Origin of the sequence: Allostreptomyces psammosilenae, from assembly GCF_013407765.1 — a bacterium.
Lineage (GTDB): Bacteria > Actinomycetota > Actinomycetes > Streptomycetales > Streptomycetaceae > Allostreptomyces > Allostreptomyces psammosilenae.
Map to the genome: position 1 here is coordinate 3,542,527 of NZ_JACBZD010000001.1, position 15,627 is coordinate 3,558,153.

General features: G+C 73.1%; 13 protein-coding genes and 1 tRNA gene. 9 read left to right on the forward strand and 5 right to left on the reverse strand.

Annotated elements, in window-relative coordinates:
- Window positions 1–84: 84 nt before the first annotated feature.
- Both FHU37_RS14685 and FHU37_RS14690 read right to left on the reverse strand, forming a co-directional pair.
- A complete protein-coding gene (locus FHU37_RS14685; RefSeq protein ID WP_179814621.1) occupies window positions 85–1,764 on the reverse strand; it encodes a succinic semialdehyde dehydrogenase in 1,680 nt (559 codons plus the stop codon).
- Between the two features lie 88 nt (window positions 1,765–1,852).
- The gene (locus tag FHU37_RS14690) at window positions 1,853–2,275 is read right to left on the reverse strand and encodes a chorismate mutase (protein ID WP_179814622.1); all 423 of its coding nucleotides are present in this window, start codon (window positions 2,273–2,275) and stop codon (window positions 1,853–1,855) included.
- A gap of 379 nt (window positions 2,276–2,654) precedes the next feature.
- Between FHU37_RS14690 and guaA the strand changes: the two genes are divergently transcribed.
- Window positions 2,655–4,265, forward strand: a complete 1,611-nt coding sequence (gene guaA, locus FHU37_RS14695; RefSeq protein WP_179814623.1) for a glutamine-hydrolyzing GMP synthase — start codon at window positions 2,655–2,657, stop codon at window positions 4,263–4,265.
- A 145-nt stretch (window positions 4,266–4,410) separates the two neighbouring features.
- Complete coding sequence (locus tag FHU37_RS14700) at window positions 4,411–4,899, forward strand: MarR family winged helix-turn-helix transcriptional regulator (RefSeq protein ID WP_179814624.1); 489 nt, start codon at window positions 4,411–4,413, stop codon at window positions 4,897–4,899.
- Between the two features lie 77 nt (window positions 4,900–4,976).
- On the opposite strand, the gene FHU37_RS14705 is transcribed toward FHU37_RS14700, so the two are convergent.
- From FHU37_RS14705 to FHU37_RS14715, 3 genes are all read right to left on the reverse strand, one after another.
- Window positions 4,977–6,542 (reverse strand): polysaccharide biosynthesis protein, encoded by a 1,566-nt coding sequence (locus FHU37_RS14705; protein WP_376773945.1) that lies wholly within the window; start codon window positions 6,540–6,542, stop codon window positions 4,977–4,979.
- Window positions 6,543–6,791: 249 nt separating this feature from the next.
- Window positions 6,792–7,640: a TetR family transcriptional regulator gene (locus tag FHU37_RS14710; protein ID WP_312892611.1), complete on the reverse strand. Its 849-nt coding sequence runs from the start codon at window positions 7,638–7,640 to the stop codon at window positions 6,792–6,794.
- A gap of 7 nt (window positions 7,641–7,647) precedes the next feature.
- Entirely contained in the window at window positions 7,648–8,658 is a 1,011-nt protein-coding gene (locus tag FHU37_RS14715) for an acyl-CoA desaturase (RefSeq protein ID WP_179814626.1), read from the reverse strand.
- 378 nt (window positions 8,659–9,036) lie between these two features.
- Between FHU37_RS14715 and FHU37_RS14720 the strand changes: the two genes are divergently transcribed.
- From FHU37_RS14720 to FHU37_RS14750, 7 genes are all read left to right on the forward strand, one after another.
- Window positions 9,037–10,002, forward strand: coding sequence for a helix-turn-helix domain-containing protein (locus FHU37_RS14720; RefSeq protein WP_246449895.1), 966 nt, complete (start codon window positions 9,037–9,039; stop codon window positions 10,000–10,002).
- Window positions 10,003–10,048: 46 nt separating this feature from the next.
- A tRNA-Gln gene (locus tag FHU37_RS14725) sits at window positions 10,049–10,120 on the forward strand.
- Between the two features lie 113 nt (window positions 10,121–10,233).
- On the forward strand, window positions 10,234–11,739 hold the full coding sequence (glmU, locus tag FHU37_RS14730; protein ID WP_179814627.1) for a bifunctional UDP-N-acetylglucosamine diphosphorylase/glucosamine-1-phosphate N-acetyltransferase GlmU: 1,506 nt from the start codon (window positions 10,234–10,236) through the stop codon (window positions 11,737–11,739).
- Window positions 11,740–11,893: 154 nt separating this feature from the next.
- Window positions 11,894–12,865, forward strand: coding sequence for a ribose-phosphate diphosphokinase (locus tag FHU37_RS14735; RefSeq protein WP_179814628.1), 972 nt, complete (start codon window positions 11,894–11,896; stop codon window positions 12,863–12,865).
- 444 nt (window positions 12,866–13,309) lie between these two features.
- Entirely contained in the window at window positions 13,310–13,906 is a 597-nt protein-coding gene (locus tag FHU37_RS14740; RefSeq protein WP_179814629.1) for a 50S ribosomal protein L25/general stress protein Ctc, read from the forward strand.
- A 185-nt stretch (window positions 13,907–14,091) separates the two neighbouring features.
- Window positions 14,092–14,712 carry an aminoacyl-tRNA hydrolase gene (pth, locus tag FHU37_RS14745; protein WP_179814630.1) on the forward strand — a complete coding sequence of 207 codons (621 nt, stop codon included), beginning with the start codon at window positions 14,092–14,094 and terminating at the stop codon, window positions 14,710–14,712.
- Window positions 14,713–14,938: 226 nt separating this feature from the next.
- The gene (locus tag FHU37_RS14750) at window positions 14,939–15,574 is read left to right on the forward strand and encodes a hypothetical protein (RefSeq protein ID WP_179814631.1); all 636 of its coding nucleotides are present in this window, start codon (window positions 14,939–14,941) and stop codon (window positions 15,572–15,574) included.
- Window positions 15,575–15,627: the final 53 nt, after the last annotated feature.

A 15,627-nucleotide genomic window follows, 5' to 3' on the forward strand; every position in this document is an offset into this window, starting at 1 on the left:
GCTCCCGCCGGCCGGCCCCGCTGGCGCCCGCCGGCCCGTTGCCGTCGACTGTCGGCCCGCCGCTCCCGTCGGCCCGCCGCCCGGCTACGGCAGCCGGAGCGCCTTCAGCACCCGCAGCCCGCGCGCCAGCGCCGCGTCCCACACCCGCTCCGGCACCCCGGGCGGGCCCGACAGCGGCACCACCCGCTGCACCGCCACGGTCTGGGTCTCGGTGTAGCGCAGCAGCCCCTCCGCGCCGTGCCGGCGGCCGAGCCCCGACTGGCCCATCCCGCCCATCGGCGCGGCCACGCTGCCGTACGCCGCCGCGTAGCCGTCGTTCACGTTCACCGTGCCGGCCCGCAGCCGCCGGGCCAGGGCCGCCCCGCGGCGCGGATCCGCCGTCCACACGCTGGCGTTCAGCCCGTACGGGGTCGCGTTCGCCTCCCGCACGGCCTCCTCCTCGTCGTCGAAGGAGTACACCGAGACCACCGGGCCGAAGGTCTCCTCCGCGTGCACCGCCATCTGGGGCCGCACCCCCACCAGCACCGTGGGCTCGTGCGCGAACGGCGCCACGTCCGGCCGGGCCCGGCCGCCCGCCACCACCTCGGCGCCGCCGGCCACCGCGTCCGCCACGTGCCGCACCACCGTCGCCAACTGCCGGGCCGAGGTCAGCGTGCCCATGTCGGCGCCGTAGCCGATCCCCACCCCCAGGCGCATCGCCCGCACCCGCGCCGCGAACCGCTCCAGGAACGCCTCCCGCAGCGAGGAGTGCACGTAGATGCGCTCCACCGAGACGCACAGCTGCCCCGCCGAGCCGAAGCAGGCCACCACCGCCCCGCGGGCCGCCCGGTCCGGGTCGGCGTCCGCCAGCACCAGCATCGCGTTCTTCCCGCCCAGCTCCAGCCCGGCGCCGACCAGCCGGCCCGCCGCCCGCCGGGCCACCTCCCGGCCGGTCGCCGTCGACCCGGTGAACCCCACGTAGTCCGCCCGGTCCACCACCATCGGCCCCACCTCGGGGCCGTCCCCCAGCACCACCTGCCACAGGTCCGCCGGCAGCCCCGCCCGCACCAGCAACTCCCGGCCGCGCAGCGCGGTCAGCGCGGTCTGGCTGTCCGGCTTCGCCAGCACCGCGTTGCCCGCCGCGAACGCCGGCAGGGCGTCCGAGACGGCCAGCTCCAGCGGGTAGTTCCACGGCGAGACCAGACCCACCAGCCCCTTGGGGTGCCGCACCTCCCGCACCGCGGTCAGCCCCGGCAGCGCCCCCGGACGCACCCGGTCACGCAGCCGCCGCGGCGCCGTCACCGCGTAGTGCCGGGCCGCCATGGCGACCGCCAGCACCTCCTCGTGCGCGTGGTGCCGCGCCTTGCCGGTCTCCGCCTGCACCAGGTCCAGCAGCTCCTCCCGGTGCCGCAGCACCAGGTCGTGGAAGCGCAGCAGCACCCCGCAGCGCGCCCGCACCGGGAGCCGCGCCCACGCCCGCTGCGCCGCGCGGGCGGCGTCCGCCGCGCGCTCCACGTCCGCCTCCGTGCTGCGCGGCAGCCGGGCCAGCACCCCGCCGGTCGCCGGCGCCACCACGGTGATCGGCGGCGCGTCCCCGGAGGCGGCGACGGCCGAGACCAGCCGCCGTACCACCGGGGGCGTCACCACGTCCCGCGGGGAGCGCGGGCCCGGCGGCACCACCGGATTGCCGTGCGCCGCGCCCGCCCACTCCGCCGCCCCGCCCCCGTACCCGTCGCCCTCGGCGGCGCCCCGCCGCCCGGTCACCCGCCGCTCGGTGTTCGCCATGGCGGCAGCCTAGGGAGACCGGACGGCCCGCACTACCCGTCGCTAGGCCAAGGTCGGGGACGGTCCCGGGGCCCTCGGAACCCGACCGTCACACCTTTCCCCGGCACAACTCCAGCAACGTCATCGCCACCGTCGTGCCCGGCTTGCCCAGGCCCTCCCGGTACCGCGAGATGATCTCCATCTCCCGGGACAGCTCCACCCGCCGCCCCCCGGAGGCCATCCGGGCCCGCTGCACCTCCGCCGACGCCTCCATCCGCTCCCGCACCAGCGCGATGATCCGCCGGTCCAGGTCGTCGATCCGGCCCCGGGCCGCGCCGATCACCTCCGCCACGTCCGCCGGGTCCGCCACGTCCGCCGCGTCCGCCGGGCGCGCCGTGCCGGCGTCCGGGGCCCCCGCGGCCGGCGTGACCTCCGCCGCCGGCGCGACCACCGTGGCCGCCGTGGCCGCCGTCGAATCCGAACCCGGGCCCGTGGCCGGGGCCGCCGCCCCCGCGATGCCGCCGCTGCTCATGACTGTGTCCTCTCCCAGAAGTCCAACGAGACGATCGCGTGATCCCCACGATCACGCCGCCCGATGCCCCTCCCGGCCCGGAACACGCGTCGGCGCCCCGGACCGAGTGATCCGGGGCGCCGTGCGGAGCATGTCAGTTCATGCGGCAGCGTGGCAGCCGGACCAGCCGGTGCCATAGGTAAAGAAGCCGCGCGCGGTGAACATGCCCCCAGCCTGCCACCGGCGCCCCGCCCACCACCACCCGACATCCGCATGGTGAGACCCCCGCCACCCCCGTCGTCCTCCGAACGGCCCAACCGCGGCCGGTAGAATCGGGCGTGACCTCGGCGTGCCCGCAACGAACGACACGCCGCCGCACCACCGCCGGAAGGCCCGCCCCGTGGCACCAGCCAACCCCGCAGGCGCAGCTTCGCCCACCGCGCCGGACACCACCGACACGGTCCTGGTCGTCGACTTCGGCGCCCAGTACGCCCAGCTCATCGCCCGCCGCGTTCGCGAAGCCCGGGTCTACAGCGAGATCGTCCCGCACACCATGCCGGTGGCCGAGATGCTCGCCAAGCGCCCCAAGGCGATCATCCTCTCCGGCGGCCCCGCCTCCGTCTACGCCGACGGCGCCCCCGACGTCGGCCGCGAGCTCTTCGACGCCGGCGTGCCCGTCCTCGGCATCTGCTACGGCTTCCAGGCCATGGCGCGCGCCCTCGGCGGCACCGTCGCCCACACCGGCAGCCGCGAGTACGGCGGCACCGACCTCACCGTCACCAGGCCCGGCTCCACCCTCTTCGAGGGCACCCCGGCCGCCCAGTCCGTCTGGATGTCCCACGGCGACTCCGTCACCGAGGCCCCCGACGGCTTCACCGTCACCGCCTCCAGCGCCGGCGCCCCCGTCGCCGCCTTCGAGGACGACGCCCGAGCCCTCTACGGCGTGCAGTACCACCCCGAGGTCATGCACAGCGCCCACGGGCAGCAGCTGCTGGAGCACTTCCTCTACCGCGGCGCCGGCCTCACCCCCAGCTGGACCACCGAGAACGTCGTCGAGGACGCCATCGCCGCCATCCGCGCCCAGGTCGGGGACAAGCGGGTGATCTGCGGCCTGTCCGGCGGCGTCGACTCCGCGGTGGCCGCCGCCCTCGTCCAGCGCGCCGTCGGCGACCAGCTCACCTGCGTGTTCGTCGACCACGGCCTGCTGCGCAAGGGCGAGGCCGAGCAGGTCGAGAAGGACTACGTCGCCGCCACCGGCGTCCGCCTCAAGGTGGTCGACGCCGCCGACCGCTTCCTCCAGGCGCTCGCCGGCCAGACCGACCCCGAGACCAAGCGCAAGATCATCGGCCGCGAGTTCATCCGCGTCTTCGAACAGGCCGCCGCCGAGATCGTCGCCGAGGCCGGCAGCCACGGCGAGACCGTCGAGTTCCTCGTCCAGGGCACCCTCTACCCGGACGTCGTCGAATCCGGCGGCGGCACCGGCACCGCCAACATCAAGTCCCACCACAACGTCGGCGGCCTCCCCGAAGACCTCACCTTCCAGCTCGTCGAGCCGCTGCGCCGGCTCTTCAAGGACGAGGTCCGCAAGGTCGGCGAGGAACTCGGCCTGCCCGCCGAGATCGTCTGGCGCCAGCCCTTCCCCGGCCCCGGCCTCGGCATCCGCATCATCGGCGAGGTCACCCGGGAACGCCTGGAACTGCTCCGCGAGGCCGACGCCATCGCCCGCGCCGAACTCAGCGCCGCCGGCCTGGACCGCGACATCTGGCAGTGCCCCGTCGTCCTCCTCGCCGACGTGCGCTCCGTCGGGGTCCAGGGCGACGGCCGCACCTACGGCCACCCGATCGTGCTGCGCCCGGTCTCCTCCGAGGACGCCATGACGGCCGACTGGACCCGGCTGCCGTACGACGTGCTGGCCCGGATCTCCACCCGCATCACCAACGAGGTGGCCGACGTCAACCGCGTCGTGCTGGACGTCACCAGCAAGCCCCCGGGCACCATCGAGTGGGAGTGACGGCGCCCGGGGCGTCCGCCCCCGCCCTACGGGTGGGGACGGGCGCCCCGCGCCGCCACGGGCCCGGACGGGCCCCGACGGGCCCGACACCAGGCCTCTTGATATCAAGATGCTTGGTGTCGATACACCCCGTACACTGATCCACATGATGGACGAGGTCGATCGACTGGTAGCCGCGTGGCGACGCGAGCGGCCCGACCTCGACGTGGAACCCCTCGAGGTCCTCAGCCGCATCAGCCGCCTCGCCCGCCACCTCGACCGCGCCCGCCGCGCCGCCTTCGCCGAGCACAACCTCGAACCCTGGGAGTTCGACGTGCTCACCGCCCTCCGGCGCACCGGAGAGCCCTACCAGCTCTCCCCCGGACAACTCCTCACCCAGACCCTGGTCACCTCCGGCACGATGACCAACCGCATCGACCGGCTCGCCGCCAAGGGCCTCGTCCAGCGCCTCCCCGACCCCGCCGACCGGCGCGGCGTCCTCGTCCGCCTCACCCCCGACGGCCGCGACCGCGCCGACGCCGCCCTCGCCGTCCTCCTCGACCACGAACGCTCGCTGCTCGCCGCCCTCACCCCCCAGCAGCGCCACGCCCTCGCCGACCTGCTGCGCACCCTCAGCCTGCCGTTCGACAACTGACCCCGGGCGGCGGCCCCCCGCTCAAGGCTCCCGCGACGCGCCCCCGCCATGCGCCCCCACACGCCGCCGCGACCGCGCTAGAAACCGTCCGGATACGGCGCCGGCGCCGCCACCTCCGCCCCCAACGACGGCGCCGTCCCCCCGTACCCCGGCAGCAGCACCCGCAACGCCCGCCGCGCCGCCTCGTCGTCGTTCCCCGCCGCCGCCGCGTACAGCGCCGTCAACCCCCCGGCCAGATCCTCCGGCCCCTGCCCCGACTCCGTCGCGAACACCTTCGGATGCGCCGTCGGCAACCGCTCCTCGTGCACCGAGAACAGCGCCTCGTTCAACTTCTCACCCGCCCGCAACCCGGTGAAGCGGATCGGCACCTCCGGCGCGTTCACCTGCGCCGCGAAGTTCCGCACCAGATCCACGATCCGCACCGGCTCCCCCATGTCCAGCACGAACACCTCCCCACCCCGCGCCATCCGCCCCGCCTCCAACACCAGCCCCACGGCCTCCTCGATCGTCATGAAGAACCGCGTCACCTCCGGATGCGTGACCGTCACCGGCCCCCCGCTGCGCAACTGCTCCGCCAGCACCGACAGCAACGAACCCCGCGACCCCAGCACGTTGCCGAACCGCACCGCCGAGAACACCCCCGTCCCCAGGTTCCGCGCATCCCGCGCGTTCGCCCGCACGATCAGCTCCGCCAACCGCTTCGTCGCCCCCAGCACCGACGTCGGATCCGCCGCCTTGTCCGTGGAGATCAGCACGAACCGCTCCACCCCCGCGTCCAACGACGCCTCCACCAGGATGTCCGTGCCCAGCACGTTCGACTTCACCGCCTCACACGGATGCCGCTCCAACAACGGCAGGTGCTTGTGCGCCGCCGCGTGGAACACCACCTCCGGCCGCAGGTCCCGGAAGATCTGCCGTATCCGCGCCCGGTCCCGGATGTCCGCGATCACCAGCGAGTCGTCCGTCAGCAACGCCTCCCCCCACAGCTCCAACTGCAGCCGGTGCAGGTTCGACTCGTCGTGGTCCAGCATGAACAGCTCCGCCGGATCGAAGGCGTGCACCTGACGGCACAGCTCACTGCCGATCGACCCGCCCGCACCCGTCACCAGCACCCGCCGGCCGGCGATCACCGAGCGCACGTCGTGCCCCGCCACGTGCAACTCCCGCCGCCCCAGCAACCGGTTCACATCCAGCGTGCGCATGTCACTCCCGACCACCTCACGCTGCAACGCCACCAGGAACGACGGCAGATACCGCACCGCCGCACCCGCCGCACCCGCCGCCCGCGCCAACCGCCGCACCTCGGCACTCGGCAACCCCGGAATCGCCAGGGCCACCACCTGCACCCCGTGCCGCACCGCCACCTCGGTCAGCTCCGCCAACCCACCCAACACCGGCAGACCGTGCACCAGGACCCCACGCTTCGCCGGATCGTCATCCAACAACCCCACCGGCAACAAACCGAACGACGGAGTCCGCGACAGATCACGGACCAACGCCCGCCCCGCCGACCCCGCCCCCACCACCAGCGTCCGCAACCCCCCGTCGCCGGACGCCCCCCCACCACCAACCGAATCCGCCGAAGCCGCCGAACCCACCACCGAGTCCTCCGATCGTCCGCCCGCGACGCCACCCCACACCACCGGGACACCGACCGCCGGACCCAACGCCTGCCACGAACGACACGAACCCCACGAACGCACGGACCGCGCGGACCACACCCAGCCGCCGGCACGGAGAGTGCGGCTGACCCCGCACCACCCCGCGTCACCCGGCACCGGCCCCCGACCCGCACCGCAACTCAGCGTACGCACACCGCAACACCCGCGCAGACGCTTCCCAACAAAAAGCCACGTACCGCGATCAACACGACACGAAGGGCAAGAGCCCGCTCAGCGCGTCCACAACCGCGGCCGCTGCTCCAACCCGTCCAACCCGTTCCAGGCCAGGTTCACCAGGTGCGCCACCACCTCCGCCTTCCGCGGCCTGCGCACGTCCAGCCACCACTGCCCGGTCAGCGCCACCATCCCCACCAGCGCCTGCGAGTACATCGGAGCCAGCTTCGCGTCATAGCCCCGGTTCTTGAACTCCACCCCCAGGATCCCCTCCACCTGCGAGGCGATGTCACTGATCAACGACGCGAAGGTGCCCGTCGACTGCGCCACCGGAGAGTCCCGCACCAGGATGCGGAACCCGTCCGTCGAGTCGTCGATGTAGTCCAGCAACGCGAACGCCGCCTGCTCCAGCAACTCCCGCGGATGGCCCCCGGTCAACGCCGACGTCACCCGGTCCAGCAACGACTCCATCTCGCGGTCCACCACCACCGCGTACAGCCCCTCCTTCCCCCCGAAGTGCTCGTACACCACCGGCTTGGACACCCCCGCCTTCGCGGCGATCTCCTCCACCGACGTCGCGTCGAACCCCCGCTCCGCGAAGAGCGCCCGCCCGACGTCCAGCAACTGCTCCCGCCGCTGCTTCCCGGTCATCCGCACCCGGCTGCGCGCCGCCGCCCCCCGCGCACGCCGCGACGCCTCGGCCGCCTCCCCCGCGACCGTGCCCGCCGCCGTGCCCGCCGTTCCCGCCGTTCCCGCCGCCGCGCCGGCGCCGCCCCCCGCGCCGCCGGCCGACGTCCCCGCGGCCCGCCCGGCGGGAGGGCCGCCCCTGCCCGGCGACCCTCCCGCCGACTTCTCCTTGGCCGACTTGGTCGACCGCACGCTGCGCTGTCCGGATCGTTCGTTCACCCGCCCATCATGCCGCCTGCCCCGTCACCCGCCGCGCGGCCACCCGCTCACGGCTCGGCCAGCGCACGTCGTGGGCCCAGCCCAGCAGCTCCAGCCAGCGGATCACCCGCGCGCTGGAGTCCCACTGCCCCCGCAGCACGCCGTGGCGCGCCGAGGTCGGATCCGCGTGGTGCAGGTTGTGCCACGACTCGCCGAACGACAGCACCGCCAGCCACCAGACGTTCCCGGACCGGTCCCGCGACCGGAACGGACGCTCGCCCGCCGCGTGGCAGATCGAGTTGATCGACCAGGTCACGTGGTGCAGCAGCCCCACCCGAACCAGCCCGCCCCAGAAGAAGGCGGTCACCGCCCCCTGCCAGGACCAGCTCCACAGCCCGCCGATGGCCGCCGGCAGCAGCAGCGAGACCGCCACCCAGAGCAGGAAGTGCCGGGAGACCCGCACGATGTCCCGGTCCTTGAGCAGGTCCGGGGCGTACTTGTCCTGCGGGGTGCGGTCCACGTCGAACATCCACGCCATGTGCGCGTAGAACAGGCCCTTCGCCAGGGCGGGCACGGTCTCCCCGTAGCGCCACGGCGAGTGCGGGTCCCCCTCCTTGTCGGAGAACTTGTGGTGCCTGCGGTGGTCGGCCACCCACCGGATCACCGGCCCCTCGATCGCCAGACTGCCGGCGATCGCCAGGAAGACCCGCAGCGGGCGGCGGGCCTTGAACGAGCTGTGGGTGAAGTGGCGGTGGAAGCCGATCGTCACCCCCATGCCGGAGACGTAGTAGAAGACCAGCGCGATCACCAGGTCCCGCCAGTGCACCCCCCACCCCCAGGCCAGCGGGACGGCGGCGATCAGCGCCACGAACGGCACCCCGATGAACAGGGCCAGCGCCACCTGCTCCACCGGCCCCTTCCGCTCGCCGCCGAGCGTGCCGGCCGCGGCCGAGAGCGCGGTGGTGGTGGCGGTGCCGGGGGTGGGCGGGGTGCCTGGGGCGCCCGGGGTGGCCGGGCCGGTCGACCGTGGGTCGGCCACGGCTGTCGAGGGGGGCCACTGGGCCCCGGCGGACGTGGACGCGGACGGTGGAGTCACTGTTCAGCCCCTTGCTGGTCGGCGACGCCCGCCGGACGGAGGCGGGCGGAGGGTGCGCAAACCTACGCTTCCGTAACCTACGCAGTCGTAAGTATGGCAGCCCCGGGTTACGCGGCCGAGCACCGACGCGGAGCGGGGTGGCCTGGCCGGCGATGTGGGATGGCGGCGAAGTGGGCGGCACGTCGACACGCGTCCCGCCCGCCTCGCTAATCCCATACATAACGCGACAAGGGGGCGCGCGGTTGTGCGAATTACCTCGAACAGGTGAATCACGTACAAAAGAGCTATTCACCGGCGCCGAATGGCCTCACCGTGTACTCCATGAACACCGCGAACAACACCCCCGACCGCCCCCACGGCGACACCGACCCGGCCATTCCCGGCGTCCTCGAAGGCATCCTCATCCCGGCCCCCCGCCCCGCCTCCGACCGCCCGCCCCGCCTCCCCGCGCCGGTCTCCACCACCCGCCCCGCCGACCTCGCCGAGCGCGCCAAGGCCCTCCGCCGCCAGGGCCTCAGCCGCGCCCAGATCGCCGAGCGCCTCGGCATCCACGCCGGCGACCGCCTCACCCGCCTGCTCGGTGACGAGCCCCCACCCGAATGGACCCGCCGCCCCCGGGCCAAGGACGACCTGCGCGAGCGCGCCCGCGAGCTGCGCGCGCAAGGGATGACCTACGACGAGATCGTGGCGGAGTTAGGCGTCTCGAAGAGCTCGGTGTCGCTGTGGGTGCGGGACCTGCCGAAGCCCGCCAGCCGCTCGACGCCGGAGGAACGCGCCGCCCGGGCACGGGCGGCGACTCAGGCGCGGTGGCAGGCCGCCCGATTGGAGCAGGCCCGGTTGCGGGAGCTCGCCCGGTCCGATATCGGTCTGCTGAGTGACCGAGAACTCCTGCTGGCGGGGGTGGTGTTGTACTGGGCCGAGGGGGCGAAGGCGAAACCGCACCGCCCCAACACCAGCTTGCAGTTCGTCAACAGCGACCCGGACGTCATCCGGCTGTACCTTCGGTGGCTCGACCTGATGGGTGTGGAGCCGGAACGCCGCGGGTACCGCGTCGCCATCCACGAGGAGGCGGACGTACCGCGTGCCGAGGAGTTCTGGGCGAACGTCATCGGCGTACCGCGCGACGCCTTGGCCAGGACGACGCTCAAGCGCCACAACCCGAAGACCAACCGGAAGAACACAGGAGATACCTACAACGGTTGCCTGACCGTCCGCGTACTCGGAGGATCCAGTCTGTATCGGCGCGTCGAGGGATGGTGGCAGGGCATCGCCTCCGGTGTAGGCTGATCTGGCAAGCGGTAGGGGTGATCAATCCGATCGAATCTGCCGTTTATCCGCCGTGGTGTAACTGGCAGCACAATGTCTTTTGGCGTCATTGGTTCGGGTTCGAGTCCTGACGGCGGAGCTCTGTAGGTTCGAGTCCTCACCCGTCTCCTGAGAGGCGGGTCCGGCTGCGGCTATCCTCGACGCGTCCCGGGGAGTCCCTCCTCCCTCCGCAGCGTCGAGGAGCCACCTGTCGTGAGTGTCGCCGTTCGTCCCGCCGCCATCGTGATCCTCGCCGCGGGGGGCGGCACCCGGATGAAGTCCCGGCGGCTGCCGAAGGTGCTGCATCCGGTGTGCGGCCGCAGCCTGGTGGGGCACGTCGTGGCGGCCTCCCGGGAGCTGGAGCCGGAGCACCTGGTGGTGGTCGTCGGGCACCAGCGGGAGCAGGTCGTGGCGCACCTGGGCGAGATCGACCCGGGCGCCCGGATCGCCGTGCAGGAGCAGCAGAACGGCACCGGTCACGCGGTCCGGGTCGGCCTGGAGGAGCTGGCCTCGGCCGGGGTGGAGCTGGACGGCACGGTGGTGGTGACCTACGGGGACACCCCGCTGCTCACCGTGGAGACCATGCGGGCCCTGGTGGCGGCGCACGAGGCGGAGGGGAACGCGGTGACGGTGCTCACCGCGGTCGTTCCGGACCCGACGGGCTACGGGCGGATCGTGCGGGAGCCGGAGGCCTCGCCGGCGGCGGGTGCCGGGGCGGTGGCGGGCATCGTGGAGCACAAGGACGCGACCCCCGAGCAGTTGGCGATCACCGAGGTGAACTCGGGGGTGTACGCCTTCGACGCGAAGCTGCTGGCGCACGCGCTGACCCAGGTGCGCACGGACAACAGCCAGGGTGAGGAGTACCTGACGGACACCCTGGGGATCCTGCGCGGTGAGGGGCACCGGGTGGGCGCGGTGGTGGCCGTGGACGCGCGGGAGATCCTGGGGATCAACGACCGGGTGCAGCTGGCGGCGGCCCGGCGGGTGCTGAACGACCGTCTGGTTCAGGCGGCGATGCGGGCCGGTGTGACGGTGGTGGATCCGGCGACGACGTGGCTGGACGTGCAGGTGACCTTCGAGCCGGACGCGGTGGTGCTGCCGAACACGCGTCTGGTGGGGGCGACGCACCTGTCCGAGGGGTGCGAGGTGGGTCCGAACAGCACGCTGACGGACACCACGGTGGGTGTGGACGCGGTGGTGTCGAACACGGTGGCGACCGGTGCGGAGATCGGGGAGGGCGCGACGGTGGGGCCGTTCGCGTACCTGCGCCCGGGGACGCGGCTGGGTCGGAAGGCGAAGGCGGGTGCCTTCGTGGAGATGAAGAACGCCGAGGTGGGGGACGGTTCGAAGGTGCCGCACCTGAGTTATGTCGGGGACGCCACGATCGGTGAGGGGACGAACATCGGGGCGGCGACGGTGTTCGTGAACTACGACGGGGTGAGCAAGCACCGCACCGTGATCGGTTCGCACTGCCGGACGGGGTCGGACAACATGTTCATCGCGCCGGTGGAGGTCGGTGACGGCGCCTACACCGCCGCGGGTTCGGTGATCACCAAGGACGTGCCGCCGGGGGCGCTGGGTGTGTCCCGGGCGCAGCAGCGGAACGTGGCGGGCTGGGTGGCTCGGAAGCGTCCGGGGACGGCTGCGGCGGAGGCCGCGGAGCGGGCGTTGGCGGCGGGTGCCGGTGACGTGACGGAGCCCGGTGACGGCGTGGAGTAGTGCCCGGGGTGTGATCCGTGGCGCAGTGGTGGGTGTGCGGGCCGGTGGTGGTCACCGGCGTGGGTTGCCGATGAAGGTCTGGCGTACCGTGGTGGGGGGCGTTTCGGCCGGTTGTCGGTCGGGACGGTGACGGCAGCTACAAGGAGACGGTTCAGTGACCGGCATCAAGACGACCGGCGAGAAGAAACTCATGCTCTTCTCCGGCCGTGCACACCCTGGGCTCGCGGGGGAGGTGGCTGAGCAGCTGGGTGTGGAGCTGGTGCCGACGAAGGCGTTTGATTTCGCGAACGGCGAGATCTATGTGCGCTTCGAGGAGTCGGTGCGCGGCAGTGATGCGTTCGTGATCCAGAGCCACACGGCTCCCATCAACAAGTGGATCATGGAGCAGTTGATCATGGTGGACGCGCTGAAGCGGGCTTCCGCGAAGCGCATCACGGTGATCATGCCGTTCTACGGGTACGCGCGGCAGGACAAGAAGCACAAGGGGCGGGAGCCGATTTCGGCGCGTCTGGTGGCGGATCTGCTCAAGACGGCGGGTGCGGACCGGCTGATGGCGGTGGACCTGCACACGGACCAGATCCAGGGCTTCTTCGACGGGCCGGTGGACCACCTGTTCGCGCTTCCGCTGCTGACCGAGTACGTGGGGGCCCGGGTGGACCGGGACCGGCTGACGGTGGTGTCGCCGGACGCGGGCCGGGTGCGGGTGGCGGACCGTTGGTGTGACCGGCTGGGGGCGCCGCTGGCGATCGTGCACAAGCGGCGTGACCCGGACGTGGCGAACCAGGTGTCGGTGCACGAGGTCGTGGGTGAGGTCGAGGGCCGCACCTGCGTGCTGGTGGACGACATGATCGACACGGCGGGGACGATCTGCGCGGCGGCGGAGGCGCTGTTCGCCAACGGTGCCGCGGAGGTGCTGGTGGCGGCGACGCACGGGGTGCTGTCGGGGCCGGCGGTGGACCGGTTGAAGAACTCGCGGATCAGCGAGGTGGTGCTGACCAACACGCTGCCGCTGGAGCCGCAGGCGAACATCGACAAGGTGACGGTGCTGTCGATCGCGCCGATGCTGGGCCGGGCTGTTCGTGAGGTCTTCGACGACGGTTCCGTGACCAGTCTCTTCGAAGGCTGATTGATCGTTTTTCCTTTGGCCGGTCGTGCTTTTCCGAATCCGTTCGGTTCGGTGTGGCGCGTGGTCTGAGGGGTGGGGTCGGGGTCGTCCCCCGTCCGTCGGCCGTCCTCGGTTCGGGGCGCGCCACGGCGGGGGCGGCCCCGATTTTCTGCTGGGGCGGCCGGCCGGGTAGAATCCTGGGGTTGCTCGGCGAGGGATCCGTGTGTGGGTCCGTGATCGACGCGCTGGTGGTGTCCGGTGGCCCGTTCGGGGCGAGCCGGCGCTCGTGCCGTCGAACGCGCGGTCTGAATGTCGCGGGCCGTCCGGCCGGGTGCAACCGGGTGTGTCTTGTCGTCGCACCGCGTGTCGCGGGTTTGCGACCGTCTTCGGGTGGCGATACGGGATTCTCGTCCCGCGGGGCCGCCCGTCGTTTACTCATCATCGCGTCGTTCGAGGAGAGCTGTCGTGTCCGAGGTCCGTATCGCCGCCGAGCCGCGTTCTGAGTTCGGCAAGGGCGCTGCGCGCCGTGCCCGTCGCGCGGGCAAGGTGCCTGCCGTGCTGTACGGCCACGGCAACGCTCCGCTGCACCTGAACCTGCCCGGTCACGAGCTGATGATGGCGCTGAAGACGCCGAACGTGCTGCTGAGCCTGGAGGTGGACGGTCAGCGCAAGCTGGCGCTGCCCAAGGCCGTGCAGCGGGACGTGCTCAAGGGCTTCCTGGAGCACGTGGACCTGCTGCTGGTGCAGCGGGGCGAGAAGGTGACCGTCGAGGTGCCGCTGGTCATCGAGGGTGAGCCGGCTCCGGGCGGGAACCTGGTGGAGCACCTGCAGTCCACCATCTCGGTGGAGGCGGAGGCGACCCACGTGCCGGAGACGCTGGCCGTCTCGGTCGAGGGCCTGTCGGCGGGTGCCGCCGTGCACGCCGGCGACGTGGAGCTGCCGGCTGGTGTCACCCTGGTGACCGGCCCGGAGACCGGCCTGGTGCAGATCGTGCTGCCGCAGGTCGAGGCCGCTCCGGCGGAGGCCGAGGCCGCCGAGGCCGAGGCGCCCGCCGAGGGCTGAGTGGGCTGACGGGCCGGCGGTGCCGGTCCGGTTCCGATGTGTGGCGGCGCTGCGTCCCGCGGGTTTCCGTGGGGCGCGGCGCTTCGCCATGTCGGGGGTTCGATGGCGGGGCCGGGGTCGATGATGGGGTGGGGGGCCCGGTGGCCGCGGTGGTGGGGCGTGGCCGGGAGAGTCGAGAGGGTGGCATGAACGAGCGGAGCGAGCGGGCCGCGGGTCCGGCGTCGGCTGCGGCGGTGGACCCGCAGGGGCCGTGGCTGGTGGCAGGTCTGGGGAATCCCGGGCCGGAGTACGCGGGGAACCGGCACAACATCGGCTTCATGGTGGTGGACCTGCTGGCGGAGCGGCTGGGTGGGCGGTTCAAGTCGCACCGCAGTCGGGCCCAGGTGGTGGAGGGGCGGATCGCCGGGCGGCGGGTGGTGCTGGCGAAGCCGATGTTGTTCATGAACGCCTCGGGCGGGCCGGTGACGGCGCTGCGGGACTTCTACAAGGTGCCGGCGGGGAACCTGGTGGTGGTCCATGACGAGTTGGACATCGACTATCCGACGCTGCGGTTGAAGCGGGGGGGTGGGGACAACGGCCACAACGGCCTGAAGTCGATCACGCGCTCGCTGGGGCCGGACTACTTCCGGGTGCGGTGCGGGATCGGCCGGCCGCCGGGTCGGATGGACGTGGCGGCGTTCGTGCTGCGGGACTTCTCGGCGACGGAGCGCAAGGAGCTGGACTGGTTCGTGGACCGGGCGGCGGACTCGGTGGAGGTGCTGCTGTCGGAGGGGCTGGAGCAGGCGCAGCAGCGGTTCAACTCCTGAGCTCGTGAGCTGGTCCCGGGCTCGCCGGGGTGCGGTCCGCGGGGGCGGGCTCCCTCGGCGGGGGTCTTCGGGGTGTGTCGGCGGGTGCCGGCGGTCGGATGGCCGCGGGTGCCCGCCGTCGTCGTGTGTGGGGGTTGTGTGGGGCCTGTGCCGGCCATTGACACCGGGGTGGTGGGGAGGGGAGGTTTTCGGTCACTGTCGTCGCCGCTCGGAAGGGAGTTCGAAGGTGGCCTGGTCGGCCGATGGGCGAGGGGCGGGGGCGGGCCTGTTCGACGAGGACGCGGACGCGCCGGTGCCGAGCGAGGCGGAGACGGAGGGGCGGGCGGCGCGTCGGGCGCGGGAGCGGGCGGCGCGGGGGCCGGGGCTGCTGTCCCGGCTGTGGCGTGCCGTGCGGGTGGTGGCGGTGTGCCTGCTGGTTCTGTGGCTGCTGGGGGCCGCGGGGTGGCGCGGCTGGACGGGGATGTCGTCGGTGCGCTCGGGGGAGGGCGTGGCCGGGACGCTGGTGGTGGCCGACTGCGGGTCCCGGTGGTGTGTGGGGGCGTTCACGGCCGACGAAGCCCGCGGCGCCGGCGCGGCAGGGGCGGCGCCCGGGGAGGACGCGCCGCCCGGTCAGGTGCGGATCGAGCGGTCGGTGCTGTGGGACGGCGTCGGGGCGCGGGTGCCGGTGGTGGTGGACGCGGCGGAGGGGACGGCGGTGCGGGCGGGGACGGCCGGCGTGGCGTACGCCTGGCTGCCGCTGGCCGGGGCGTTGCTGCTGGTGGGGGTGTTGTGTGGGGGTGGCCTGGGGCGGCGGTTCCTGGGCTGGTCCACGGGCCTGCTGGGGGTCGCGGGACTCGTGGCGATACGGGTTCTGGCGGGCTGAGGGTCGCTGAGAGCGGTCCGTGGCGGCGTCCGTGCGGAATTGTTACAAGCGGC

Bases quoted from the DNA above. Each gene is read 5' to 3' on its own strand.
- FHU37_RS14700 (WP_179814624.1), top strand. From the start codon at position 4,411: ATGATGGACGAGGTCGATCGACTGGTAGCCGCGTGGCGACGCGAGCGG.
- FHU37_RS14720 (WP_246449895.1), top strand. From the start codon at position 9,037: ATGAACACCGCGAACAACACCCCCGACCGCCCCCACGGCGACACCGAC.
- pth (WP_179814630.1), top strand. From the start codon at position 14,092: ATGAACGAGCGGAGCGAGCGGGCCGCGGGTCCGGCGTCGGCTGCGGCG.
- FHU37_RS14685 (WP_179814621.1), bottom strand. From the start codon at position 1,764: ATGGCGAACACCGAGCGGCGGGTGACCGGGCGGCGGGGCGCCGCCGAG.
- FHU37_RS14690 (WP_179814622.1), bottom strand. From the start codon at position 2,275: ATGAGCAGCGGCGGCATCGCGGGGGCGGCGGCCCCGGCCACGGGCCCG.